Origin of the sequence: Micromonospora sp. NPDC006431, from assembly GCF_042870725.1 — a bacterium.
Classification (GTDB): domain Bacteria; phylum Actinomycetota; class Actinomycetes; order Mycobacteriales; family Micromonosporaceae; genus Micromonospora.
This window is the reverse complement of record NZ_JBIAHQ010000014.1, coordinates 14,454-35,838: the sequence shown is the minus strand read 5'-3', so window position 1 is coordinate 35,838 and position 21,385 is coordinate 14,454. Positions and strand designations below refer to the sequence as shown.

The window sequence follows — 21,385 nt, the reverse complement described above, 5'->3', positions numbered from 1 at the left end:
GCGGCGGCGGACGGAGGAGCGGTGTGGGCGAGCGGCTCGGCAGCGGCGAGTGCCTGGTGTGGCGGTGCCCCGCCGGGCCGGTCCCCGAGCGGCTGCACGCCCTGCTTGACGACGCCGAACGCGCGCGGGCGCGGCGGCTGGGCCACGACGCGGCCCGTACCCGCTTCGTGGCGGGCCGCGTCGCGGCGCGGCTGCTGGCCGCCCGGCACGCCGACACGACGCCGCGCGAGGTCGTCTTCTCCTCGACGTGCCGGCACTGCGCCGGCCCGCACGGCCGGCTGGAGGTGCACACCGGTGCGGGCGTGCTGCACGTGTCGGTGTCGCACTCGGCCGAGCGGATCGTGGTGGCGATCGCCCGCGACACGGTCTGCGGCGTCGACATCGAGCGGGTGGCCCTGCGTGGTGGCCGGATCCCGGTCTCGGCACTCTCCCCCGCCGAGCGTCAGGTGCTGGCCGGCCTGCCGCAGCCGCGGCGACTCGCCGCGTTCATCCGGTACTGGTCCCGTAAGGAAGCCATCCTCAAGGCGACCGGGGACGGCCTCGTGCCGTCGCCGGCCGACCTGACCGTCAGCGCCCCGGATGCCCCCGCGCGCCTGCTGAGCTGGGCAGACCGGCCGCCGCCGCACATCAGCGTGCACCTGCGCGACCTGGCCGTCGGCGACGACTACCGCGGCGCGCTGGCCACGCTCGGCCGGCCACTGTCGGTTGTCGAGCATGATGTTGACCCTCGCGCAGAGGCGAGTCACCTATGATGAACCACACCGGACGGATTGACTCCATACGAGAAGAGGCTTCATGTCAGAACGTTCGTTCTCTCCGGTCATCCCCTTCCTGCGCTACCAGGACCCGACGGCTGCCGTTGACTGGCTCGTCAACGCGTTCGGCCTGGAGCGTTTCGACGTCACCGAGGTCGACGGCAAGGTGGTGCACGCCGAGCTGAGCTGGGGCAACGCCACGATCCAGCTCGGCGGCGGCGGCCCGAACGACTCGCTGGGCATGGTCAGCCCACGCGAGCTGCCCGCCACCAGCGGCGGCATCTACATCTGCGTCGGCGACGCGGCGGACGTCGACAAGCACTACGAGCGGTCGGTGCAGGCCGGCGCCAAGCTGGTCTACGAGCTGCATGACACCTCGTACGGCTCCCGCGACTACGGGGTGTACGACCTCGAGGGTCACGTCTGGAGCTTCGGCAGCTACCTGCCCCGCGAAGCGTCGGCATAGGGTTTTCGGCAAACACGCGTAAACACTTGCCCGGGCAGCGGGTCCGGGCCAAGACTGGCAGGCATGGATGCCTCCGGTCTGCCGCCCAGGTTCGACGCGCTCGACCCCGCTGTCCTGCACGATCCCTATCCGACCTATGCGCGGCTGCGCGAGGCCGGACCGCTGTGCCGGTTCGGCCCCGGCAGCTGGGGCGTCACCCGTCACGCCGACGTCGTGGCGTTGCAGCGTGACCCGCGCCTCGGCAGCGAGTTCCCCGAGGCCTACCACCACCTGTCGGTGGGCGAGGGACCGGCCAGCCACTTTTTCCAGCGCATCATGCTCTACCGCGACCCGCCTGACCACGTCCGGCTCCGGCGGCTGATGAGCGGCGCCTTCACCCCGGCCGTGGTGCGGCGGATGCGCGGCTACATCGAGCAGACCGTGGACCGCCTCCTGACCCCGGCGCTGGAGTCCGGCACCTGCGACGTGGTGCGCGACCTGGCGTACCCGCTGCCGGTGCTGGTGGTGTCCACGTTGATGGGCATCCCGCCCGAGGCCCACGACGACGTCCGGCAGCACGCCATGCGTCTCGGACGGGCGTTCAGCGCCATCGTTCCGGAGGCGGCCCGGGGCGCGGCGCACGAGTCCGTGGAGTGGCTGCGCAAGTACATCGGCGGCCTGCTCGACGAGCGCCGTGCGGCGCCCGGGGACGACCTGCTGTCGACGCTGTTGCGGACCGAGAACGACGGGGACCGGCTGACCCACGACGAGATCGTGGACAACACCGTCTTCTCGTTCTTCGCCGGCTTCGAGACGACCGTCCACCTCATCACCAACGGGTTCGCCGCGCTGCTGCGGGCGCCGGACCAGTTCGCCCTCCTGCGCGCCGACCCCGGCCTGGTGCCCGGCGCGGTGGAGGAGTTCCTCCGCTTCGAGGCGCCCATCCAGGGCACCGCCCGGCTGGTCCGGGAGCCGGTGCGGATCGGCTCGCGCACCGTGCGCGCCGGACGCGTGCTGGTGCTGATGCTGGGCTCGGCGAACCACGACGAGGCGGTCTTCCGCTTCCCCGACAGGCTGGACGTCACCCGCAGCCCGAACCCGCACGTCACCTTCGGCGGCGGCGGGCACTTGTGCCTGGGCGCGTTCCTGGCCCGCACGGAGGCGCAGGTCGTCTTCGACTGGGTGCTGCGTCGCACCCGCTCGGTCGAGCAGGCCGGCGACCTGGTCCGGGAGAGCGACACGCCGTTCCGCGCCTTCGCCCACGTGCCGCTGGCCGTCCGGCCCGCCTGACGCCGGTGGCGTCCCGCCGCGGCCCCCGGTCGGCCGGGCCGGGCGGGCGCGGCCGGGCCGCCCATCGGTGGGCGGTCGAGCCCGCGTACGGCCCTCGGGCCGCCCGGTGGGGGTCGGATCAGGCCGGCGTGGCGGCGAGGATGGTCAGCGTGGCGGTCGGCCGGACGGTGTCCAGCCGCAGCCCGGCACGGCCGAGCAGGGCCTCGGTTTCCTCGGCCGTGCGGTGGGTGCCGCCGGTGAGCACCAGCGTGTGCACGTCGTACAGCTTGGCTACGTCGTAGGTGTCCCCGGCGGGCAGGACGGCCTCCAGCAGCAGCAGCCGGCTGTCCGGCCGCATCGCCTCCCGGACCCGGCGGAGCACCGCCACCACCTGGTCGTCGCCGAACCCGGGCAGCACCGTCTTGAGCAAGTACGCGTCCGCGTCGGCGGGCAGCGGGTCGAAAAAGCTGCCGGGGACGATCTCGCACCGGTCCCGCACCCCCGCCTCGGTCAGGACCCGGTCGGCCGCCGCGACGACGTGCGGCAGGTCCAGCAGCGTGCCGCGCATCGCGGGGTACCGTCCGAGCAGGCCGGCGAGGAAGCCGCCGTCACCGCCGCCGACGTCGACCACGTGGGACAGCTCCCCCCACGGGTGGCAGGGCAGCACGGTACGCAGATGCAGCCGGGTGACGGCGTGCATCCAGTGGTCCACCCGCCGGCTTTCGTCCGGGTTCCCGGCCAGGTGGCTCCAGTAGTCCGTGCCGTGTGCCCGGTCGAAGGCGGCCTCGCCGGTGCGCAGGCTGTGCGGCAGCATCGCCCACGCCTGCACGTCGGAGGCGAGCAGCGTGTAGACGGCGCGCATCGACAGCGGATGGTCGCTGCGCAGCGGCTGGGCCAGGGGCGTCAGGGCGAACACCTCCGGCTCCGGCTCCGTGAAGATGCCCTTGGCCGCCAGCGCCCGCAGCGCCCGGCACAGCGACCTCTCGTGCGCACCGACGGCGGCGGCGAGCTCGGCCACGGGCCGGGGCCCGTCGATGAGCAGGTCGGCGATCCCCAGGTCACTGACCGCCCGCACGGTCATCGGCACGATGACATCGGCCAGCTCCGCCAGTCGCATCAGCGACGACAGGTCCATCGGCGGCCGCTGCCGGACGCCCGTTCGCTCAACCACCGCGCCTACCCTCCACGAATTGGATCAGATCCAGCCGGGCGAGGCCGTCCCGCACGCGAGGGGTCATCAGCCCGATCTGGTCCAGCGCCCGGCCTACCCGGGAGAAGATGGCCTGCCGGTAGGCGACCATCAGCTCGTTGCGGGCGGCGAAGTCGAGCCCCTCGGCCATCGGGATCTCCATGCGTTCCCAGATGTCACCGAGCAGGAATCGGCGGCGGATCAGGGCGGCGGCCTCCAGCACCAGTTCCTCCCGCTCGGCCCGCTCGCGTAAGGTCATCTCGTCGTACAGGCCGCGCAGCGACAGCACGCCGAACGACACGTGCCGGGCCTCGTCCCTCGCCACGAGACCGGTGATCCGCTTGATCAGCGGGTCGTGGAAGGTGCTGTGTGCCAGCCGAAACGCCGCCATCGCCAGCGCCTCGACCATGATCTGCATGCCCAGCGAGATGACGTCCCAGCGGTTGTCCTCGAGGATGTCGGCCAGCAGCAGCGCCAGCGGCTCGGAGATCGGGTACGGCCGCTCGATCTTCTCCCTCAGGTAGCGGGAGAACACCTCCACATGGCGCGCCTCGTCCACCGCCTGAGTCGCCGCGTACTGCTTGCTTTCCAGTCCGGTGACGATCTCCACCAACCGGGCGGCGACAACCATGGCCGCCTGCTCGCCGTGCAGGAACTGGCTGACCATCCACACCTGGAGTTCCCAGCGGAACTCGTCCCAGGCCGGCCGGCCGCGACGGGCCAGCGGGGACGCGGCGAACGCGGCCATGGCGAAGGCGGAGTCGTCGGGCAGCGGCGCCCCGAAGGGCACGTCGAGGAGCCAGTCGATTTCCTCGACGCTCCACTGCGCCTGCTTGGCACGCTGGTAGAGCAGGCCGGTGCGGGAGTCCGAGGGTTCGTAGTTCCAGTTGAGCCGGGCGTCCTGGGTCGAGCGCACTACCAACTCGCTCATAGCAGCAAAGACTAGTTCGCCACACGCGCAAAGCCAATGGAAAGACTATCCTGCCGTTGTGGAAGCACTCGAAACACCCGCCTCGGTCTCCCAGCGCCTGCTGTGGATGATCAAGCACTACCGGTCGGACTTCGGCGCGCTGAACTGCCCGGTCGTCTGCCGCATCGTGGGACGCCTGGACGACCGGGCGTTACAGGCGGCGGTGGACCAGCTCGTGGTCCGGCACGAGTCGCTGCGGACGACCTTCCACGGCCGCGGCGCACGCCTCGTGCAGCGCGTGCACGCCCCGCGCCCGCAGCCGCTGGTCTGGGCCGATGCGGCGGCAGCGGGCGAGTCGCCGGACGCGGCGCTGGCCCGGGAGCTCCAGACGCCGATCGACCCCGGGCAGTGGCCGGCGCGGGCCAGCGTCTGGCGGGTCGGTCCGCAGGAGCACCTGTTCTGCCTCAACCTGCACCACCTCGTCACCGACGCGTGGTCCACCGGCATCCTGCTGCGCGACCTGGTTGCCTGCTACGACGCCGCCTGCGGCGGGGCCAGCGTCCCCACGCCCGTGGGCTGGCAGATGGCCCGCTTCGCGCGGGCGCAGCAGGAGCTGCTGGCCTCGGACCAGCTCGCCCGGTATCAGCGGTACTGGCGACGGCAGCTCGAGGGCAGCCAGATTCCCCGGCTCGACGCGCTCTATCCGGCCGCGGACGCCACCGGCGCCGCCACGGCGGCGACCCGATCCGTCGCGGCGGAGCTGCCGGCCGCGACCGTGGCCGGGCTGCGGGAGCTGGCGAGGCGGGAGAAGACGACCATGTTCACGGTGCTGCTCGCGGCCTTCCACGCCCAGCTGCACCGCCTGACCGGCCAGCCCGACCTGGCGGTAGCGTCGATGTTCGCCAACCGGTCCCGGCCCGAGGTCCGCGACACCGTCGGCCTGCTCGCCGGCATGGTGCTGCTGCGCGCCCAGGTCGCCCGTCAACGCAGCTTCGCGGACCTGGTACGCCACGTGCACGTGGCGGTGATCAGCGCGTTCGCGTACCAGGACCTGCCCTTTCATCTGCTGCCGACCGGCATCGTCGACACCGGCGGCGGGCGGGCCGACGACGTGATGTTCAACGTGATGTCGCCCCTGCGGCATGACCTGACCGGCGGCGGCGCGCGATTCGAGCTGGTGGTTCCCACGGAGATCGGCAGCCGATTCCCGTTCGAGCTGGCCCTGGCCCCGGTGGGCGAGCACCGGGTGCAGGCCGTGCTGTTCCGCGCCGGGGGTTGGGCCGACCCGGCGCTCGGGCAGGACTTTCTGGCCGGCTACCTGGATGTCGCGGCGGCGGCAGCGCGCCGTCCGGACGTCGCGCTGGCGTCGCCGGGCGGTGACGGGTCGCGGCAACGCCAACGGTATTGACAGCGTCACAGGCATCCTGAGAACCTCTCAACACATACTCGTAAATGCACGTGGATAGCAGGAAAGGCAAGTGCTCACCGGGATAGCAGGTCAATCCGGGGCCGGTCGGCCGGCCCGAGGCGGAAGGGACCGTTGATGACGCTGCGACTGCACTGGTTCCTGCCACTGCACGGCGACGGCCGGGAGGTGGCCAAGAGCGCGGACGGGGCGGACGGGACCAGGAACATCCGGCGCGAGCCGGAGCTGAACTATCTCAGCCAGGTCGCCCGGGCCGTCGACGGGCTCGGCTTCGCCGGCGCGCTGGTGCCGACCGGCCTGTTCTGCGAGGACCCCTGGCTGCTGTCCACCGCGCTGTCGCAGCAGACCCGCAGCATGCACTTCATGATCGCCTGCCGGCCCAGCGCGCTGCCGCCGATGGTGTGCGCCCAGTCGGCCGCGACGTTCCAGCGGCTCTCCGGCGGCCGGCTGATGCTCAACATCGTCACCGGCGGGGACGCCGACGAGCAGCGGCGCTACGGCGACTGGCTCGACCACGACGAGCGCTACGCCCGCACCGAGGAGTTCCTCGACGTCTTTCACCGCGCCTGGCACGGCGAGCCGTTCGACTTCCACGGCGACCACTACCAGATCAAGGCCGGGATACTGACCCGGCCACACGACGTGCGGCCGACGATCCTGCTGGGCGGCTCCTCGGCGGCGGCGCAGCGGGTGGCCGCCGCCCACGCCGACGTCTACCTGGCGTGGGGCGAGCGACCGGACGGGCTGGCCGCCCTCACCGGCCGGGTCGCCGAGCTGGCCGCTGCCCGGGGCCGCAGCGTCGAGTTCGGCACCCGGTTCCACGTCATCAGCCGGGATACCGCGCAGGAGGCGTGGGCGGTGACCCGCCGGCTGCTCGACGGCATGGACGCCAGCCGTATCGCCGACGCCCAGCGGCGGTTCCGCCGCACCGACTCGGAGGGGCAACGCCGGATGGCCGCCCTGCATGGCGGTCGGGTCGACGACCTGGAGGTGTACCCGAACGTGTGGGCCGGCTACGGCCTGGTCCGCCCGGGCGCCGGCGCCGCACTGGTCGGCAGCCACGAGCAGGTGGCCCAGCGGATCGAGGAGTACCACACGCTGGGCATGAACCATCTCATCCTCTCCGGGCAGCCCCACCTGGAGGAGGCGTACAACTTCGCCGAGGGCGTGCTGCCGCTGCTGCGGCGCCGGGGCCTGCTCGGGCTGGAGGCGTCGTGAGGGACCGGAGCGCGCTGGTGCAGACGACGCTGCTGGTGGGCAGCCCTCGCAAGGGCTCCCGCACCGGCGGGATCGCCATCCGGCTGATGGAGGAGCTGTCGCTAGCCCTCGCCGCGCAGGGCGTCGAGCTCGCCCGACCGGACATCGTCGACCTCGCCGACGTCGGTGCCGCGCTGCCGCTGCGCGCCAGCCGCAGCGTGCCGTTGGGGCCGGAGATAGAGCGGTCCCTGGGCCTGGTCCGCCGGGCCGGCCTGCTGATGGTGGTCAGCCCGACGTTCAAGGGCACCTACACCGGCCTGCTGAAGCTGTTCCTGGACATGCTCCCGATGGACGGGCTGGCCGACTGCGTCGCCGTCGGGGCGATGACCGCCGGCTGGGCCAAGCACCGCGGCGCCGGGGACCAGTACCTGCGCCCGCTGCTGACGGAGCTCGGCGCGACCGCGCCGGTTCCCTGCCTGTCGATCCTCGAGGAGGAGTTCGAGGACGTGCCAGAGGTCGTCGCGGGGTGGTCGCGCCGCTGGGCGCCCGCGCTCGGGGCGGTGGTGCGCCACCAGCACCAAAGTGCTCCGCCGCTCGTTTCCCACCCGCTGACCGGCGCTCGGGCCTCCTGAGCGTCCCCCACCCAACCGTCACGCCAGCAGCACGGAGGAGATCGACCATGACCGAGCAGACCGCTCCCGCCCGCCGTACCGAGGAGGAGATCCGCGCTACCGTGGCGGCGATCATCTCCGACATGGCGCCGAAGGAAAGCGTGGAGGCGACCGCGGACTCCCACCTCATCAAGGACCTGGGCTACCACTCCCTGGCCCTGATGGAGGTGGCGTTCGCCATCGAGGACGAGTTCGACCTCGACCCCATCGACGAGGACACCGCACGCAAGATCACCACGGTCGGCGCCGTGCAGGACCTGGTGGTCCAGCGGCTCGCGGAACGCGAGGGGGCCTGAGCACGAATCGGGGCAGGGTCCGGGTCGCCCCGGACCCCTCCCACACCACTTGACGGGCAGGTCCGCATCCGGCCGTCGGGGGCAGCACCACCTCGTCCCCAGCGGACTGCCGCGGCCGAACGAGTGCCCCTCCCGGGCGCGCCTGCGCGGTCAACCCGTCAGTCGGTAGAGCCGGTGGAAGCGGTCGTTGACGGCGAGGACTGTCATTCCCGAGAAGCCGGCCTTGACCGCCAGCTCGCGCACCATCCCGGGGCGCAACACCGTGCCAGTGCCCGTCGAATCTTCCCCGATAAGGCTCGCGGGCAGGCAGTGCAGCACGCTCGTGCCGTACTGGAACCGCTCCACGTCGTCGCCGGGGGCCGTGAAGGCCGGTGCGACCTTGGCGTCCATCACGAGCACGGCGCCGTCGGCGGCGCGCAGCTGCCGGCACGCCTGGAGCACGGCGACCGGTTGGGACACCTCGTGCAGCGCGTCGAAGAGGCACACGAGGTGGTACTCGCCCGCCAGCTGGGGGTCGGCGGCGTCGCGATGGGCGAAGCGGACCCGGTCGGCGACGCCCGCCTCGGCGGCGTGCCGCTCGGCCTGCCGCAGGGCGGCGCCGTCGAGGTCCAGGCCGGTCACCTCGGCACGCGGGTACGCCCGGGCCAGCGCGATGCTCGACCAGCCGGTCCCGCAGGCGACGTCGGCGATGCGCTGCCCGGGCGCGTCGAGCCGGGCGTGCACGTCGGGCAGTTGCTCGGCGATCCAGCCGGCGAGCTGGTGGGCGAACAGGGCCCGGTTGGCGCCGGAGTGGCCGTCGCGCCAGTCCACGCCGAACACGTCGTCGGGCACGCCCGCGCCGCTGCGGTAGGCCGCCAGTAGGTCCGGCAGGGCGGCGGCGACACCCCCGAGGGGCAGCACGGCGAGGGAGGCCAGGGACATCGGGTCGTCCGAGACCGTCAGGACGGCGGCGTGCCCGGCGGGCAGCCGGTACGCTCGCCGCTCGGCCGGCAGCCGGGCGTCGTCGGTCTCGACGATGCCGCAGACGGCCTGCTGTTCCAGCCACTCTCTGGCGTACCGGGGGGCGACGCCGGCGGCCCGGGCCAGCTCGTCCGGGCGCAGCGGCCCCGACGCGGTGGCCAGCGCCTCGTACAGGCCGAGCTTGACCCCCAGGTACGCCGACAGCAGCTCCTGGGTGGCGAGAAGAGACTTCCACATTCTCATCGCGAACACGTGTGTCTGCGCGTCAGACGCCGTCATGAGGTACCTCCCCAGCCAGTTCGGCTGCGCTTTTCAGAGTGTCTACACACAACAGTCTCGTGTCTGTTGCGACGATACAGGCAGACAGTACGATGGTCATCGGTCGTTCCGGGGCGCCTGGGTGGATCGAGCGAGCGCGGCCCCGTATTCGGACCGGCACGCCAGACCGGAGGGCGAGGATCGGCATGACGACGACTCTGCAAATGGTCCGTGATCTCCTTCCGGAGATCGTCAAGCACGCCGACGAGGTCGAGCGGGTGCGGGGGCTTCCGGAGCAGCTGCTCGACGGACTGCGCGCGGCGGGTTGCCTGCGCATGCTCGCGCCCGTGGAGCACGGCGGCGCCGGCCTGAGCGTGCCGGACACGCTGCGGGTCGTCGAGACGCTGGGCACGGCGGACGGGTCGGTGGCCTGGATGGTCGGCCAGGTTGCCCTGTCCCAGCTCATCATCGGGTGCGCGCCGGCGGCGACCGTCGCGGCGATTTTCGCCGACGGCCCGGACGTCTACGCCGCCGGCGCGGTGGCCCCGAAGGGCCGGGCCACCGAGGTCGACGGTGGGTGGCGGATCTCCGGTCAGTGGCCGTTCGTCACCGGCTGCGAGCGCGCCGCCTGGGTGTACCTCAACTGCGTCCTGGTGCGGGGGCGCGCGGTGGCGTTGGACGGGGACCGGCCCGCCACCCGGATCATGCTGCTGCCCGCCGCAGACGTCACGGTGGTCGATACCTGGCACACCCTCGGCCTACGCGGCACGGGTAGCCACGACCTCGCCGTCTCCGGCGGCTTCTGCCCGGCGGAGCGGGCCGTGGAGCTGGTGCCCGGGTCGGCGACAGCGGCGCGGGCGGCGATGAGCATCGCGCAGTCCAGCCTCATCATCGCGGCGGCGGCACTGGGCGTCGCCGAGGCGGCCCTGCGGGACGTCGTCGAGCTGGCGGCGGGCGGCAAGCGGCCGGCGCTGAGCGCGAAGCGGCTGGCGGCCTCAGCCGCCTTCCAGGAGCGGCTGGGCGAGGCGCGGATGGTGGTGCAGGCGGGTCGGGCGCTGCTCTACGACCAGGGCCGCGATGAGTGGGGTGGGTACGCGGGCCCGGATGCGGCGCTGCGGCGAGCGCAGGTGCGGGCAGTTGCCGCGCAGGCGACCGCTCTGGCGGTCAGGGCGACCGACGCGGCCTTCGAGTTGGCCGGCGGGACAGCGGTGTACGACTCTTCTCCCCTGTCCCGGCGGCTGCGGGATGTCAACACTGCCCGCCAGCACTTCGTGGCCAGCCGCAACTCGTACGCGGCCTTCGGCGCACACCTGGTGGGCGAGGGGGGTGACGGCGGCCCGCTGTGACTCGCGGGCCTCGACGTCACTTGACGCTGGGGATGACACCCTTGCGTCGCAGCCGGGTGATCCACCCCTGCGCGGTGTGGGTGGGCACGTCGTAGTGTTTGGCGACCCCGGTGACAGTGCGGTTCTTGAGGTAGATGTCCTTGAGTTCGCTCGGGTCCGGCATACGACGGTAGGCGCGGTCTGGCTTGGTGGCCCGGCTCGGTGCGGCGATACGGTAGGGCCTGGCGGTGTCCAGGCCCTCGGCCGGCGCGGCGGCGGCCGCGGGACGCTTGGCGGCGAACGCCTGCATCAGCAGGTCGAGGTCGACCTGGAGCAGGTCGGCGGCAGCGAGCTTGACGTCCTCGGCGACGCGGACGGTCAGCTCCTTGATGTAGACCTGGCCGTCCTCGGCGAATACGCGCATGGTGGTGCGGGAGGACTCCTCTCCCGCGCCTTCCTCACCAAGCACCGGTGTGATCGTGACGATGTACTGAGCCATGTTTCCGCCCCTCTCCCTACTCAGCATCCGGCGCCCGCAAGACACTAAGACACTGTCATACGTTTCCGCACGTTCACTTAGTCGTTCCGGACGTGATCAGAAGGTCACCCGTCAGGTCAGGGTGAGGTCATCATAACGGCTGGTGACGCCACACACGCCCATCAACGCTGATGGTTATCGAAAGACCACGTTGTGTGTCACCACCATGCAGACCATGCCCCGAAAGACACTTCTCGTGTTACCAAGATCACCCTACCGGTGGCTGCGTTCAGACTGGTATCCACACGTTCTTCGGCCGGAGGAACTCGCGCAGACCGGCGAGGCCGCCGATGCGCGCGGAACCGCTCTGTTTCACCCCGCCGAACGGGGCCGACGGCATCAGGCCCGGCGCCCCGTTCACCCATACGCTGCCGGCCGCGACCACCCGGCTGACCCGGTGGGCGCGGCGCAGGTCGTTGGTGTGCAGATAGGCGCCCAGGCCGTATCGCGTGGCGTTGGCCAGCCGCACCGCCTCCTCCTCGGTGTCGAAGCTCGACACCGCCAGCACCGGCCCGAAGACCTCCTCCTGGGCAAGCTCGGCGTCGCAGTCGACGTCGGCGAAGACGGTGGGCTCCACGAAGAAGCCGTCAGCGAGGTCCCCGCCGCAGCGCCCGCCGCCTGTCAGCAGCCGCGCGCCGGCCTCGCGGGCCCGGTCGACCACGCCGAGGATGCGGTCGCACGCCTGCCGGGACACCACGGGACCCATCACGGTCGTCCCGTCGGCCGGGTCGCCCACCCGGACCCGACGCAACCGTGAGGTCAGCGTCTGGAGCACCTGCTCGCGGACGGCGGAATGCACCAGCAGCCGGGTGCCGTTGGCGCAACCCTGCCCCGACAAGGCCACCACGCCGCTCATCGCGTACCGCGCCGCCGACCGGACGTCGGCGTCGTCGAAGATGACGTGCGGGGACTTGCCGCCCAGCTCCAACGCCACCGGCGTCAGGTTCCGGGCCGCCTCGGCGAGCACCTGCCGGCCGGTCGCCGCACTGCCGGTGAAATGCACCTTGTCGACGCCAGGGTGTCCCGCCAGGGCCGCCCCGGCCGGCGGCCCGCCGGGCACGACCACCACCACACCCTGCGGCACACCCGCCTCCACCGCGATCTCGGCGAACCGCACGCCGACGAAGGGCGCCAACTCCGACGGCTTGACCACGACGGCGTTGCCGGCCGCCAGCGCCGGGCCGAGCAGTTGCGCCATCGACATCAGCGAACCGTTCCACGGGATGATGCCGGCCACCACGCCGTACGGCTCGTCGAGGGTGTAGTCGAGGCTGCGCCCGGGCCAGGTGGGCACCACCTCGCCGCCGACCTTGTCGCACCACCCGGCGTAGTACCGCAGGTGGTCAGCCGCCAGCGCCGGCAGCCGCCGCGCCAGTTGCGTCGGCAGGCCGATCTCCAGGCTCTGCAGCGCGGCGAGGGACTCGGCGTGGACGAGCAGCAGGTCGGCCAGCCGCAGCATCGCGTCGCGCCGGACCTCGGCCGAGCTGTCCCGCCACTGCGGCAGGCTCTCTCGGGCCAGCGCCACGGCCTGGTCGACTTCGGCCGGGCCGGCGAGCACCACCTCCGTCGTCGGCCGCCCCGTCGCGGCGTAGACGTGTTCCGTCCGCCCGCCAGACGACTCCACCACCCGCTCCCCGCCGATCCACAGCGCCGGCTCGGGCAAGAGATGGGTGGCCGGTTGAGTCATTCCCATCGCGCGCTCCTCACGTCGAGGCTTCCCACCGGTCGTGCGTGTCTCTCAAGAATCCCATCGAAACCTCGTAGGACACTAGAGGCGTCTTTGATGGACACTGCTACACAGCGTAGATAGCCTGTTTCCCAGCAGCCGAGGCGGCAGAGGTGTTCGCGCTGGTCGCCCCGGCCGGTCAACGATCCGAGAAGCGATCATGGAAGGTACGGCGAATGACACGACCGAGGACGCGACCATCCCCCAGCCCTGCAGAGACCCCTGCGGAGCCACGTCCGATTGCCGGTCGAGCGCGGACCATCGCGCTCTTCGCCGTTCTGGTCGGCCTGCTGCTCGACCTGCTCGACATCGTGATCGTCAACGTAGCCCTACCGACCATCCAGGAGGACATTGGCGCCTCCAGCGCCAATATGCAGTGGATGGTGGGCGGTTACACCCTCGCCTTCGCCACCATGCTGGTGACCGGTGGCCGTCTCGGCGACATCTACGGCCGCAAACGCATGTTCCTCATCGGCATGACCGGGTTCGCCGCCGCCTCGCTCGTCGCGGGGATCGCGGTAGCTCCCGAACAGATGATCGTGGCCCGTTTCGTGCAGGGCGGCATGGGTGCGCTCATGGTCCCACAGGTGCTGTCGATCCTCCAGGTCATGTACCCGCCCAATGATCGGGGACGCGCGTTCTCCGCGCTGAGCGTTGTCTTCGCCGTCGGCACGGTGGGCGGTCCCGTCGTGGGCGCCTTGCTCACCGCCTCCAACGTCGGTGGTCTCACCTGGCGCACGATCTTTCTGGTGAACCTCCCCATCGCCGTGGCTTGTCTGCTGATCACCGCGAAGCTGGTGCCCGAGTCCCGAGGGGAGTCCGCCCAGCGGCTGGACGTCAAGGGCGCCGTCCTGGTGGGTCTCGGCATGCTGTTGCTGGTGTTCCCGCTCATCCAGGGCCCGGAGCAGGGCTGGCCGGCGTGGACCTTCGTCAGCCTGGCCGCCTCGGTGCTGGCCTTCGCCGCGCTGGTGGCGGTGCAGCGACGTCGAACGGTGTCGCCGCTCATCCCGATGTCACTGTTCTCCCACCGCTCCTTCCGCGGCGGCCTCGCCGTCTCCCTGTTGTTTATGAGCGGCGTCATGCCGTTCTTCCTGGTCAACACCCTCTACCTGCAGTTCGGGCAGGGCTTCTCGGTGATCAAGGCCGGCCTGATCGGCGTGCTGTGGGGTTTCGCCGTCCCCCTGTTCACCGCCATCTCCGCGCGCCGCATCACCCCGAAGCTCGGACGGCTCGGCCTCCAACTCGGGCTGGTCATGCTGATCGCGGCGATGGTCATCCTGATCACCGTGGTCCACCGCTTCGACACTGCCACCCCGTGGGCGCTGGCCCCCGGGCTCATCCTCGGCGGCGCGGGCATGGGCATGACCTTCGCCCCGCTGCTCACCTACACGCTCAACGACGTGCCGTTGGACAGCGCAGGCGCCGCCTCCGGGGTGTTCAACACCGTGCAGCAGATGGGTGCGGCCATCGGCATCGCCCTGAGCAGCATGGTCTTCTTCCTCGTCCTGGGTGCCCAGTCCCCCGCCGTCGGCGACGACCTCCGCGCCACGGTCAAGGAGGAGCTGACCGCCCGAGGTCTGCCGGTGGCGACCGTCGACGCCGCCGCCGGCAACGCCCGGGCCTGCTTCGGCGGACGGATCGAGGTCGCCAACCCGATTGCCGATCTGGACCCGTGCCGCGCCGTGTCGGCCCAGTCCGGGGCCGCTGACCCGGGCGTCGCTGACCTGCACGACAAGCTGCAGTTCCTGGCGAACCGCACCGCCTACCAGCAGACCACCGAACGGGCGCTGCTCTTCCAGATCCTGGTGTTCACGCTGGCCATCGCCGCCAGCTTCCTGCTTCCCCGCCGCGTCCAGCAGCAGGGTTGAGTCGCCTGCCCGGTGCCCGAGTCGGGTCCGCCGCCAGCCGTGGCTGCGGACCCGACAGGCATCCGGGCACCTGGCGGAGGCTGTCGGCGAGGCGGGGCACTATCGGCTCGGCGGCCTGCCTGCCTGCCTGCCTGCCTGCCTGCCTGCCTGCCTGCCTGCCTGCCTGCCTGCCTGCCTGCCTGCCTGCCTGCGGGGGACGGTAACGGTCTGCTCGTCGAGGGCGGCCAGGATCGCCGCGACCAGCGTCGTGCCCATGCGGGGGCGCGTTCTTGACCGCGATCGAGGTGAGTTTGCGCCGGCGCCGGTGTCGGCCCGCTGCAGGGTGTGGGGCACGGCGCGGGCCGCGTCGGCGATCACAGTCGCGTCGGGCGCCGGTCTACTCGGTGCCGGGGTGCAGGTCAGCGATCCGCCGCATGGCCACGTTACGAAGAGACCTCCCCGAAAGGGGCGGCCGGGTCCCTATCAGCGGTCCGCCGACGCCACCCGACCCGGCGACAACACCCCCCGGATCGTGCGTACGACAGGGGCAGTCAAGTCATACCGGGCCGGGCGACAGCGGGGTGCCCGGCTGGGGACGATCAAAGGTAACGAGGGTGGTACCCAGGCGGTATGAGGTCGCGGTGCGGCGGGCCGATCCGGAACGCCGCGGCCAGCCGCACGACGGTCTCACTCCGTGTCCACGCGGCCCGTGGCAGCCTTTTCTTCCACAGCCGTCTGTGCGGCCGCCTTCTGTTTCGCGAGCCGGGCACCGGTGGCGCGGCGCTGCACGGCGAGGTCGCCGCGGCGCTCGACCGGCACGTGAGACGTGCCCATCGCCAACCCGGTGGGCGACGGCATGTAGTCGTATACAGCCTCGTACTCGCCGGACCTGACGACGAAGGTCTCGTGCCAGACTCCGACGTCGCCGTTGTTCTTCATCCGCTTGAAGTATCGTGCCCAGACCTCGGCGTGCGGCTGCTGCGGGTCGTTGGCGAATCGTTCCAACTGCTCGACGCTACGGAAGTACCCGATCAGGATCGGCCCGCGGCGAGTCCAGGCGTGGTGGGCGCACAACGCGCCGTACTCAGGGTCGCTGAAGAGCGCCATCAAGATCTTGCGCATGTCGCGGAAGTTCGGGTACCACTGATGGATCTTCCAGTATCGATTGATCCGCATGCCGGTGATGAAAACGGCGAAGTCACCTTCGATCTCCGCGGTCATCCGCGGTCGCTGCTTCGGCTCATCGCCCATACCGGATCGCTCCCCTCGCTGGGTGCCGCTGGGCGGCAGTCGTATGTAGGATTTCAGGACAGCAGTAGAGAGTCGAAAACACAAGCTTTGACTGTGAAACACGTGGAAAGCCGCGTGATGTCGAGGGGGTTGGCCATGCTCGGGCCCGCACCGCGTTTCGCCCCGCCGAACGACCGGCTCACCTACCACCGCAGCGAGCGGTGGGTCCGCGGCAGCATCGGCGAGGTCACCGTCGTGGACAGCCGGCGACCGCTGCTGGTCTGGGAGCCCGGGCTGCCCGTGCCGTTCTACGCCTTCGCGCTGGCCGACGTGACCGGTGGAACGCTACGGCCCGCCGCGCGGCCGCCGGAGCCCGGCAGCCGGGCCGGCAGCAGCTTTTACGATCTGACCGTCGCCAGGCTGACCCTGCCCAACGCCGCGTGGACCTACCCTGGCGACATCTTTGCCGAGACAGTGTGCCTCGCCTGGCGGGAGTGGTTCGGCCAGGGCATCGAGCGGTGGTACGAGGAAGACGAACAGATCTTCGTGCACCCACGTGATCCGTTCTCTCGCGTCGACTCGCTGCCGAGCTCACGGCATGTGGTGGTCGAACATGACGGCGTCGTGCTCGCCGACACCCACCGTCCGGTGCTGCTGTTCGAGACCGGCCTGCCCACCCGCTACTACATCCCGGCCGACGACCTGGTCCAGGATCTGCTGCTACCCTCCGGCCATCACACCCGCTGCCCGTACAAGGGGGTCGCCTCATACTGGTCGCTGAGCGACCTACCCGGGCGCGACGGGCGCAACATCGGGTGGTACTACCCCGACCCACTGCCCGGCGTGGCCAACATCGCCGGATTGACCGCGTTCTACCAGGATCGGGTAACGATACTGGTGGACGGCGAGCCGGTGAGTCCGACGGTAAGCGCACGGACACGGGCCTGAGCGTGATCTCCACCGGCTCCGGCGACCGGTGAGGATCGAAGCGGCGGACGACCTCGGCAACCACCTTCCGCTAGAGCCCTGCGTTCGACGGGTAGGCACCAGAGACAGCGATCAGTGGCGAAGCGACCGGCGCTGTACGCGGACGAGCCCTGCCACTCAAGCCAGGTGCGGTTAGCAGTCGAACAGGCGGACGCCTTCTCTAATCGCCGCTATGGCAGCTCATCGCTGCGGGGCGGCCGTACCACGTCCACGTACCGTGGGTGGCTGGCCCCGTAGATGGCGAAGTTGAGCTGGGCGTCGCTCAGGCTGACATCCCCGTTGGGGCCGCCGGCCACCGTGCCGGCGTCCGCATCCCGCTGTCCGTCATCGGTCCAGAAGCAGACCGGGCAGGTGGTACACCCAGTCCGGTATGCGCAGCAGGGACAGCGGTCGAGGGATTGTTGAATCACGTTGGCAAGCCTTCCATGACATTCACCGATAGGCATCCTCGCCTCGCCTGACTCGTGCCACGGTGTGGCCGGTCTCTTCGTTGACCGCTCTGAACTCGTCCACCCGTGACCTACGTGTTCCTGCAGCGACTGCAGCGACTGCCCGCTCCCCGCCCGAAGTCCGTCAGACCTCACCGCCGAGAGGAGGGCAGCGGCGAGCAGGTATGGGCCGAGAGCGCGGTGGGGCTGGCGCCGCAGCGCGCGGCGCGTTGGCGCATCGGGAGCGGCGAGCGCGTACGACAACGGACCGCGGAGCACTGCCGGCCAGCCGGGAGTGCTCTCAGAGCCGCGCCGAGCAGCGCGGCCAGCCGGACCTGGCCCAGCCTCATCGGCTAGGCGCGGCGATGGTCAGGGCAGGTAGCCGCCGGTGGGTCCTTCGGCCGCCAGCATGGCGGTGATCGAGGTGTCTGCCTGGCCGGTGGCCACGGCGTGGCCGGCGAGGAGCCCGCCGACGGCGCGCGACACAGGGCGCATGATGAGTTGGGCTTCGACGCCAGCTGATCAAGAACTGGGCGGACCGCCGAGGGCTGAGGCGTTCGAGGTGGGTGCGTCGACCCTAGGATCGGGATGATGCAGGAGACACGGCTAACGGTTCGGCCAGCGAGCTCGGCGGATGTTGCTTCATTGGTGGAGTTGCGCCTGGCCAATGCTGAGGCGCACCTTGCTCTCGACGCTGCCACCTACCGCGTTCCACAGCGTGATGCGGTAGTGCGCCACTTCGTGGCCATTCTGGCCGACGAGGCCGGGCGGGATGGTGTCCTCGTCGCTGAGGCTCATGACGGCCAGGTAGTCGGGATGGTCGAGGTGCTGCGGCATTCCGATCCGCCGGAGCATCAGATCCTGCGTCCTGAGCCTTCGGCCCAGGTGCACACGGTTGTGCTGCCCGATGCCAGGGGACTCGGGGTGGGATCAGCGTTGCTGGCGGCGGCGGAACGGTGGGCAAGCGGCCGGGGGATCACGTACCTGTCGGCCGGCATCTACCACCGCAACGTCGATGCCGTGCGCTTCTATAGTCGGCACGGCTACACCGACGCCGGTCTCTCCCTCGGTAAAAGTGTGGATTAGCGCCCGCGGTGGCGGATCGTGGTCGGCGCACCCAGGCGTGCACGCTGGTCCACGTGGCCGTTGTGCTGCAGGTATCACGGACGCGTTCCCGCTGCTGGCCAGGCCTGCGGTTCGGTTCAGGGCCTTCGTTGATCGGCGACAGGGACGGGAACCCGGAGGGCTGGAGGGGGTGGGTTTGTCCCGCCCCTGTCGCCGTGGATGCCCGCACGTGGCATCCGTTTACATGCGCGGGGGCCACGCATTCGTGCATCCCGCATCTTTGGGCCTCGATGCTTCTCAAGCCGGCATCGGCCGCCGTTGATCGGCGGCCGATGCCACCGAGACGGGGTCAGTCCGCCGCAGTGGTGGCGGCGGGTCGACGCCGCCAGGCCAGCAGCCCGAAGGCCAGTCCAGCGAGGCCGGCGATAAGTCCGGCGATGCCGGCCGTCAGGGCCCACGTGGTGCGGCCGTCGTCGGTGTTGGTGGTGTCGCTGGTGCGGACAGTGGCGATGTTGTTCGAGTCGGCCGCAGGCGTGGCGGCTGCATCCTTGGCCGGGGCCTTGGCGAGCTTGAGGACGGGGGCCGGGTGTTCGGCCTCGGAGCCGTCGGTGCTGGGTTCCTCGATCCAGCGCACGATCTCGCCGTTGGAGTAGGTCTGCAGGGCCTTGAAGATCATCGTGTCGGCTTCGGGCAGCGGACCGGCGGAGATCTCGAACTCCTGGAACTGGCCCGGCTTGATCGCGTTCGCCTCGCCCTGGGCAGTCCACGTGATCTTCGACGGCGCCTCGGTCACCTGGCTGCCGTGCATCTCGATCGGCTTCGCGAGCGTGGTCTTGTCGACCTGCACCGTCCATCCGGCCATCGGCCGGACCGACACCGACGCCACCGGCGCATCGGCCGGCAAGGCGACTTCCAGCTTGATCGTGCTGGCGTTGTCCCGCTCGTTCGGCACCCGGAAAGCGAGTTTGGCGTAGCCGCCCTGGGTCGCCTCGCGGGGATTGACGGTGACGTGCGCAGACGCCACGCCGACTCCGATGGTCGCGGCGGCAAGCGCTCCGGCCACGGCTGCGGCCATCAGCCTGCCCACCGATCGTGCACGCATCAACAGACTCCTTGATCCACATATCCGCGCCAGCCGACCAGCGACCCGCACGAGGCGACCCCACGGCCACCGCCTCTGTTGGTCGTATCCGAGGGCGCTCGAGTTCCCGGAGATCCCCGACGGAGGACGTTTCGCTTCCGTCCGTCTTCGGAAGGTGCCCCGCAGTCGACCGCAAGGTCGTAGAACTCACCGCCGTTAGCCGGATCCCAGCGGCGGGATCGCCCGTACCCGCCGGTGCCGTACTCTGGCACGGGACTACTACAGGTCGTCGTTCTGACAGGCGGGCGACCGCTTTCGCGGATCCGGACACGGGGGTATCGGGGTGACTGACGACGCGGATATCACCGCGTGGGCGCTCGCCGCGGGCCGTGGTGACCGGGACGCGGCGGCCCGATTCATCGGCGCGACTCAGCACCCTGTGCGTCGCTTCCTGGCCGCGCTGATCTCTCCAGCGGAGGCCGATGATCTGGCGCAGGAGACGTATCTGCGGGCGATGCGGTCGCTGCCGTCGTTCGCGGCGCGCTCGTCCGCGCTGACGTGGCTGCTCGGTATCGCGCGGCGGGTCGCTGTCGACCACGTCCGTGCGGCGTCGGCCCGGCCCCGTACGGTGCCCATGTCGGACTCCTACGACATCCCCGATGCCTCGCGCAGTGGCTTCGATCGGCAGGTGGTGTTGGAGCGCCTGATCGCGGCGTTGCCTGCGGACCGCCGGGAGGCGTTCGTGGCCACGCAGGTCCTGGGCCTGTCGTATGCGGAGGCGGCGGAGGTGTGTGGTTGTCCGGTCGGCACGATCCGCTCCCGGGTGGCCCGGGCTCGTGAGGACCTCGTTGCCGCGATGAACACCCAGCCGGTCAGGCGGCGGCGGACACCGGGCGACGCTGCGGGCTGAACCGGGCCGGACCTGCTGCGGCGTGACCCGGGACGCACAGCATGCGGGAACCAATCGGGCTGCGGCCGCGACTACCGGTACATGCGGTGTGAGCAGTGGCGTGAGGTCCTGTCGGCACAACTGGACGGTGAGGCGACCACCGCCGAGCAGGCCGGGGCCGACGCGCACCTTGACGAGTGCGCCGGCTGCCGCGCCTGGCTGGACCAGGCCGCGGCGGTGACGCGGCGGTCCCGGCTGACTGTCACCGCCCCTGGGCCGGACCTGGTCGACACGATCCTCGCCGCACTGCCCGCGCCCGCCCACCGCGGTCTCCGGAAGCGGGTCGTGCTCACCCTGCGAGGCCTGTTGGGCCTCCTCGGCGCACTGCAACTGGTGCTCGGGCTGGCACAGGTCGGGCGGGGACCGGCCGGCGGTCACGACCACACGGGTGTGCTCGGCTCGGGGCATCTGTGGCACGAGTCGGCGGCGTGGAATGTGGCGGTCGGGGCCGGGTTCCTGTTCGTGGCGGCGCGGCGTACGCGACCGACCGGGCTGGTGCCGATGTTGAGCGCGTTCGTGGGCACGCTGGTGCTGCTGTCGGTCAACGACCTGTTGACCGGGCGGGTCGACACCACCCGCCTGGTCAGCCACGGCTTCCTCCTCGCCGGGTACGCGATCGTGGTGGCGTTGTCTCGGCCGCGCCTGCAGCCCGAAGGGCCGAAGGCGCGGGGGCGGGGCGACCGCCCGGGCTGGCGCCTGACCGTCGACGAGGCGCCCCAACCCGCCCCAGCGCAACTCCGGCTGGTCCCGCCATACCCCGGTTCCGCGCGGGCCCAGGGCCGCCGGGCGGCCTGAACCGGCCCCGCCGCGCATGGTTGGTGACATCAATCACT

At 71.0% G+C, this 21,385-nt stretch carries 21 protein-coding genes; 13 read left to right on the top strand and 8 right to left on the bottom strand.

Annotated features, from left to right (window positions below):
• The first annotated feature begins 23 nt into the window (after positions 1-23).
• From ACFYM6_RS22910 to ACFYM6_RS22900, 3 genes are all read left to right on the top strand, one after another.
• Positions 24-752 (top strand): 4'-phosphopantetheinyl transferase family protein, encoded by a 729-nt coding sequence (locus ACFYM6_RS22910; protein WP_387278486.1) that lies wholly within the window; start codon positions 24-26, stop codon positions 750-752.
• A 43-nt stretch (positions 753-795) separates the two neighbouring features.
• Positions 796-1,221 carry a VOC family protein gene (locus tag ACFYM6_RS22905; RefSeq protein WP_387278484.1) on the top strand — a complete coding sequence of 142 codons (426 nt, stop codon included), beginning with the start codon at positions 796-798 and terminating at the stop codon, positions 1,219-1,221.
• Between the two features lie 63 nt (positions 1,222-1,284).
• Positions 1,285-2,490: a cytochrome P450 gene (locus ACFYM6_RS22900; protein ID WP_387278482.1), complete on the top strand. Its 1,206-nt coding sequence runs from the start codon at positions 1,285-1,287 to the stop codon at positions 2,488-2,490.
• 118 nt (positions 2,491-2,608) lie between these two features.
• On the opposite strand, the gene ACFYM6_RS22895 is transcribed toward ACFYM6_RS22900, so the two are convergent.
• Both ACFYM6_RS22895 and ACFYM6_RS22890 read right to left on the bottom strand, forming a co-directional pair.
• Positions 2,609-3,604 (bottom strand): methyltransferase, encoded by a 996-nt coding sequence (locus ACFYM6_RS22895; protein WP_387278676.1) that lies wholly within the window; start codon positions 3,602-3,604, stop codon positions 2,609-2,611.
• A gap of 28 nt (positions 3,605-3,632) precedes the next feature.
• Positions 3,633-4,589, bottom strand: coding sequence for a ferritin-like domain-containing protein (locus ACFYM6_RS22890; RefSeq protein ID WP_387278480.1), 957 nt, complete (start codon positions 4,587-4,589; stop codon positions 3,633-3,635).
• 58 nt (positions 4,590-4,647) lie between these two features.
• Here ACFYM6_RS22890 and ACFYM6_RS22885 point away from each other — a divergent pair, with 58 nt between their 5' ends.
• From ACFYM6_RS22885 to ACFYM6_RS22870, 4 genes are all read left to right on the top strand, one after another.
• Positions 4,648-5,976, top strand: a complete 1,329-nt coding sequence (locus ACFYM6_RS22885) for a condensation domain-containing protein (protein ID WP_387278479.1) — start codon at positions 4,648-4,650, stop codon at positions 5,974-5,976.
• Positions 5,977-6,111: 135 nt separating this feature from the next.
• Positions 6,112-7,212, top strand: coding sequence for an LLM class flavin-dependent oxidoreductase (locus ACFYM6_RS22880; RefSeq protein ID WP_387278477.1), 1,101 nt, complete (start codon positions 6,112-6,114; stop codon positions 7,210-7,212).
• The gene (locus tag ACFYM6_RS22875; RefSeq protein ID WP_387278475.1) at positions 7,209-7,823 is read left to right on the top strand and encodes an NADPH-dependent FMN reductase; all 615 of its coding nucleotides are present in this window, start codon (positions 7,209-7,211) and stop codon (positions 7,821-7,823) included. Before ACFYM6_RS22880 ends, ACFYM6_RS22875 begins: the two co-directional genes overlap by 4 nt.
• Positions 7,824-7,870: 47 nt before the next feature.
• Complete coding sequence (locus tag ACFYM6_RS22870; RefSeq protein ID WP_387278473.1) at positions 7,871-8,158, top strand: phosphopantetheine-binding protein; 288 nt, start codon at positions 7,871-7,873, stop codon at positions 8,156-8,158.
• 150 nt (positions 8,159-8,308) lie between these two features.
• Here ACFYM6_RS22870 and ACFYM6_RS22865 read toward each other — a convergent pair whose 3' ends face one another.
• Complete coding sequence (locus ACFYM6_RS22865) at positions 8,309-9,397, bottom strand: class I SAM-dependent methyltransferase (RefSeq protein WP_387278471.1); 1,089 nt, start codon at positions 9,395-9,397, stop codon at positions 8,309-8,311.
• Between the two features lie 185 nt (positions 9,398-9,582).
• On the opposite strand from ACFYM6_RS22865, the gene ACFYM6_RS22860 reads away from it, so the two are divergent.
• The gene (locus ACFYM6_RS22860; protein WP_387278469.1) at positions 9,583-10,722 is read left to right on the top strand and encodes an acyl-CoA dehydrogenase family protein; all 1,140 of its coding nucleotides are present in this window, start codon (positions 9,583-9,585) and stop codon (positions 10,720-10,722) included.
• Positions 10,723-10,738: 16 nt separating this feature from the next.
• Here ACFYM6_RS22860 and ACFYM6_RS22855 read toward each other — a convergent pair whose 3' ends face one another.
• On the bottom strand, positions 10,739-11,170 hold the full coding sequence (locus tag ACFYM6_RS22855) for a hypothetical protein (protein ID WP_387278467.1): 432 nt from the start codon (positions 11,168-11,170) through the stop codon (positions 10,739-10,741).
• 298 nt (positions 11,171-11,468) lie between these two features.
• Positions 11,469-12,932, bottom strand: a complete 1,464-nt coding sequence (locus tag ACFYM6_RS22850; RefSeq protein ID WP_387278465.1) for an aldehyde dehydrogenase family protein — start codon at positions 12,930-12,932, stop codon at positions 11,469-11,471.
• 209 nt (positions 12,933-13,141) lie between these two features.
• Here ACFYM6_RS22850 and ACFYM6_RS22845 point away from each other — a divergent pair, with 209 nt between their 5' ends.
• Positions 13,142-14,833, top strand: coding sequence for an MFS transporter (locus tag ACFYM6_RS22845; RefSeq protein WP_387278463.1), 1,692 nt, complete (start codon positions 13,142-13,144; stop codon positions 14,831-14,833).
• A gap of 666 nt (positions 14,834-15,499) precedes the next feature.
• Here ACFYM6_RS22845 and ACFYM6_RS22840 read toward each other — a convergent pair.
• Positions 15,500-16,033 carry a DUF4188 domain-containing protein gene (locus ACFYM6_RS22840; protein WP_387278460.1) on the bottom strand — a complete coding sequence of 178 codons (534 nt, stop codon included), beginning with the start codon at positions 16,031-16,033 and terminating at the stop codon, positions 15,500-15,502.
• 165 nt (positions 16,034-16,198) lie between these two features.
• Between ACFYM6_RS22840 and ACFYM6_RS22835 the strand changes: the two genes are divergently transcribed.
• Positions 16,199-16,990 (top strand): DUF427 domain-containing protein, encoded by a 792-nt coding sequence (locus tag ACFYM6_RS22835; RefSeq protein WP_387278458.1) that lies wholly within the window; start codon positions 16,199-16,201, stop codon positions 16,988-16,990.
• Positions 16,991-17,199: 209 nt separating this feature from the next.
• On the opposite strand, the gene ACFYM6_RS22830 is transcribed toward ACFYM6_RS22835, so the two are convergent.
• Positions 17,200-17,475, bottom strand: coding sequence for a CPCC family cysteine-rich protein (locus tag ACFYM6_RS22830; protein WP_387278456.1), 276 nt, complete (start codon positions 17,473-17,475; stop codon positions 17,200-17,202).
• A 570-nt stretch (positions 17,476-18,045) separates the two neighbouring features.
• Between ACFYM6_RS22830 and ACFYM6_RS22825 the strand changes: the two genes are divergently transcribed.
• Entirely contained in the window at positions 18,046-18,543 is a 498-nt protein-coding gene (locus tag ACFYM6_RS22825; RefSeq protein WP_387278453.1) for a GNAT family N-acetyltransferase, read from the top strand.
• A gap of 328 nt (positions 18,544-18,871) precedes the next feature.
• Here ACFYM6_RS22825 and ACFYM6_RS22820 read toward each other — a convergent pair whose 3' ends face one another.
• Positions 18,872-19,597, bottom strand: a complete 726-nt coding sequence (locus tag ACFYM6_RS22820) for a YcnI family protein (protein ID WP_387278451.1) — start codon at positions 19,595-19,597, stop codon at positions 18,872-18,874.
• A gap of 349 nt (positions 19,598-19,946) precedes the next feature.
• Between ACFYM6_RS22820 and ACFYM6_RS22815 the strand changes: the two genes are divergently transcribed.
• Together ACFYM6_RS22815 and ACFYM6_RS22810 are read left to right on the top strand one after the other, a co-directional pair.
• The gene (locus ACFYM6_RS22815) at positions 19,947-20,513 is read left to right on the top strand and encodes a sigma-70 family RNA polymerase sigma factor (protein WP_387278449.1); all 567 of its coding nucleotides are present in this window, start codon (positions 19,947-19,949) and stop codon (positions 20,511-20,513) included.
• 81 nt (positions 20,514-20,594) lie between these two features.
• Positions 20,595-21,347, top strand: coding sequence for a zf-HC2 domain-containing protein (locus ACFYM6_RS22810; protein ID WP_387278447.1), 753 nt, complete (start codon positions 20,595-20,597; stop codon positions 21,345-21,347).
• Positions 21,348-21,385 lie beyond the last annotated feature (38 nt).

Excerpts from the sequence above, each read along its gene's own strand:
- ACFYM6_RS22845 (WP_387278463.1), top strand. The coding sequence starts at position 13,142 with ATGACACGACCGAGGACGCGACCATCCCCCAGCCCTGCAGAGACCCCT.
- ACFYM6_RS22870 (WP_387278473.1), top strand. The coding sequence starts at position 7,871 with ATGACCGAGCAGACCGCTCCCGCCCGCCGTACCGAGGAGGAGATCCGC.
- ACFYM6_RS22810 (WP_387278447.1), top strand. The coding sequence starts at position 20,595 with ATGCGGTGTGAGCAGTGGCGTGAGGTCCTGTCGGCACAACTGGACGGT.
- ACFYM6_RS22880 (WP_387278477.1), top strand. The coding sequence starts at position 6,112 with ATGACGCTGCGACTGCACTGGTTCCTGCCACTGCACGGCGACGGCCGG.
- ACFYM6_RS22820 (WP_387278451.1), bottom strand. The coding sequence starts at position 19,597 with ATGGCCGCAGCCGTGGCCGGAGCGCTTGCCGCCGCGACCATCGGAGTC.
- ACFYM6_RS22835 (WP_387278458.1), top strand. The coding sequence starts at position 16,199 with ATGCTCGGGCCCGCACCGCGTTTCGCCCCGCCGAACGACCGGCTCACC.
- ACFYM6_RS22905 (WP_387278484.1), top strand. The coding sequence starts at position 796 with ATGTCAGAACGTTCGTTCTCTCCGGTCATCCCCTTCCTGCGCTACCAG.
- ACFYM6_RS22900 (WP_387278482.1), top strand. The coding sequence starts at position 1,285 with ATGGATGCCTCCGGTCTGCCGCCCAGGTTCGACGCGCTCGACCCCGCT.
- ACFYM6_RS22830 (WP_387278456.1), bottom strand. The coding sequence starts at position 17,475 with ATGCCTATCGGTGAATGTCATGGAAGGCTTGCCAACGTGATTCAACAA.
- ACFYM6_RS22825 (WP_387278453.1), top strand. The coding sequence starts at position 18,046 with ATGATGCAGGAGACACGGCTAACGGTTCGGCCAGCGAGCTCGGCGGAT.
- ACFYM6_RS22850 (WP_387278465.1), bottom strand. The coding sequence starts at position 12,932 with ATGGGAATGACTCAACCGGCCACCCATCTCTTGCCCGAGCCGGCGCTG.
- ACFYM6_RS22890 (WP_387278480.1), bottom strand. The coding sequence starts at position 4,589 with ATGAGCGAGTTGGTAGTGCGCTCGACCCAGGACGCCCGGCTCAACTGG.
- ACFYM6_RS22860 (WP_387278469.1), top strand. The coding sequence starts at position 9,583 with ATGACGACGACTCTGCAAATGGTCCGTGATCTCCTTCCGGAGATCGTC.
- ACFYM6_RS22895 (WP_387278676.1), bottom strand. The coding sequence starts at position 3,604 with ATGGACCTGTCGTCGCTGATGCGACTGGCGGAGCTGGCCGATGTCATC.
- ACFYM6_RS22865 (WP_387278471.1), bottom strand. The coding sequence starts at position 9,397 with ATGACGGCGTCTGACGCGCAGACACACGTGTTCGCGATGAGAATGTGG.
- ACFYM6_RS22840 (WP_387278460.1), bottom strand. The coding sequence starts at position 16,033 with ATGACCGCGGAGATCGAAGGTGACTTCGCCGTTTTCATCACCGGCATG.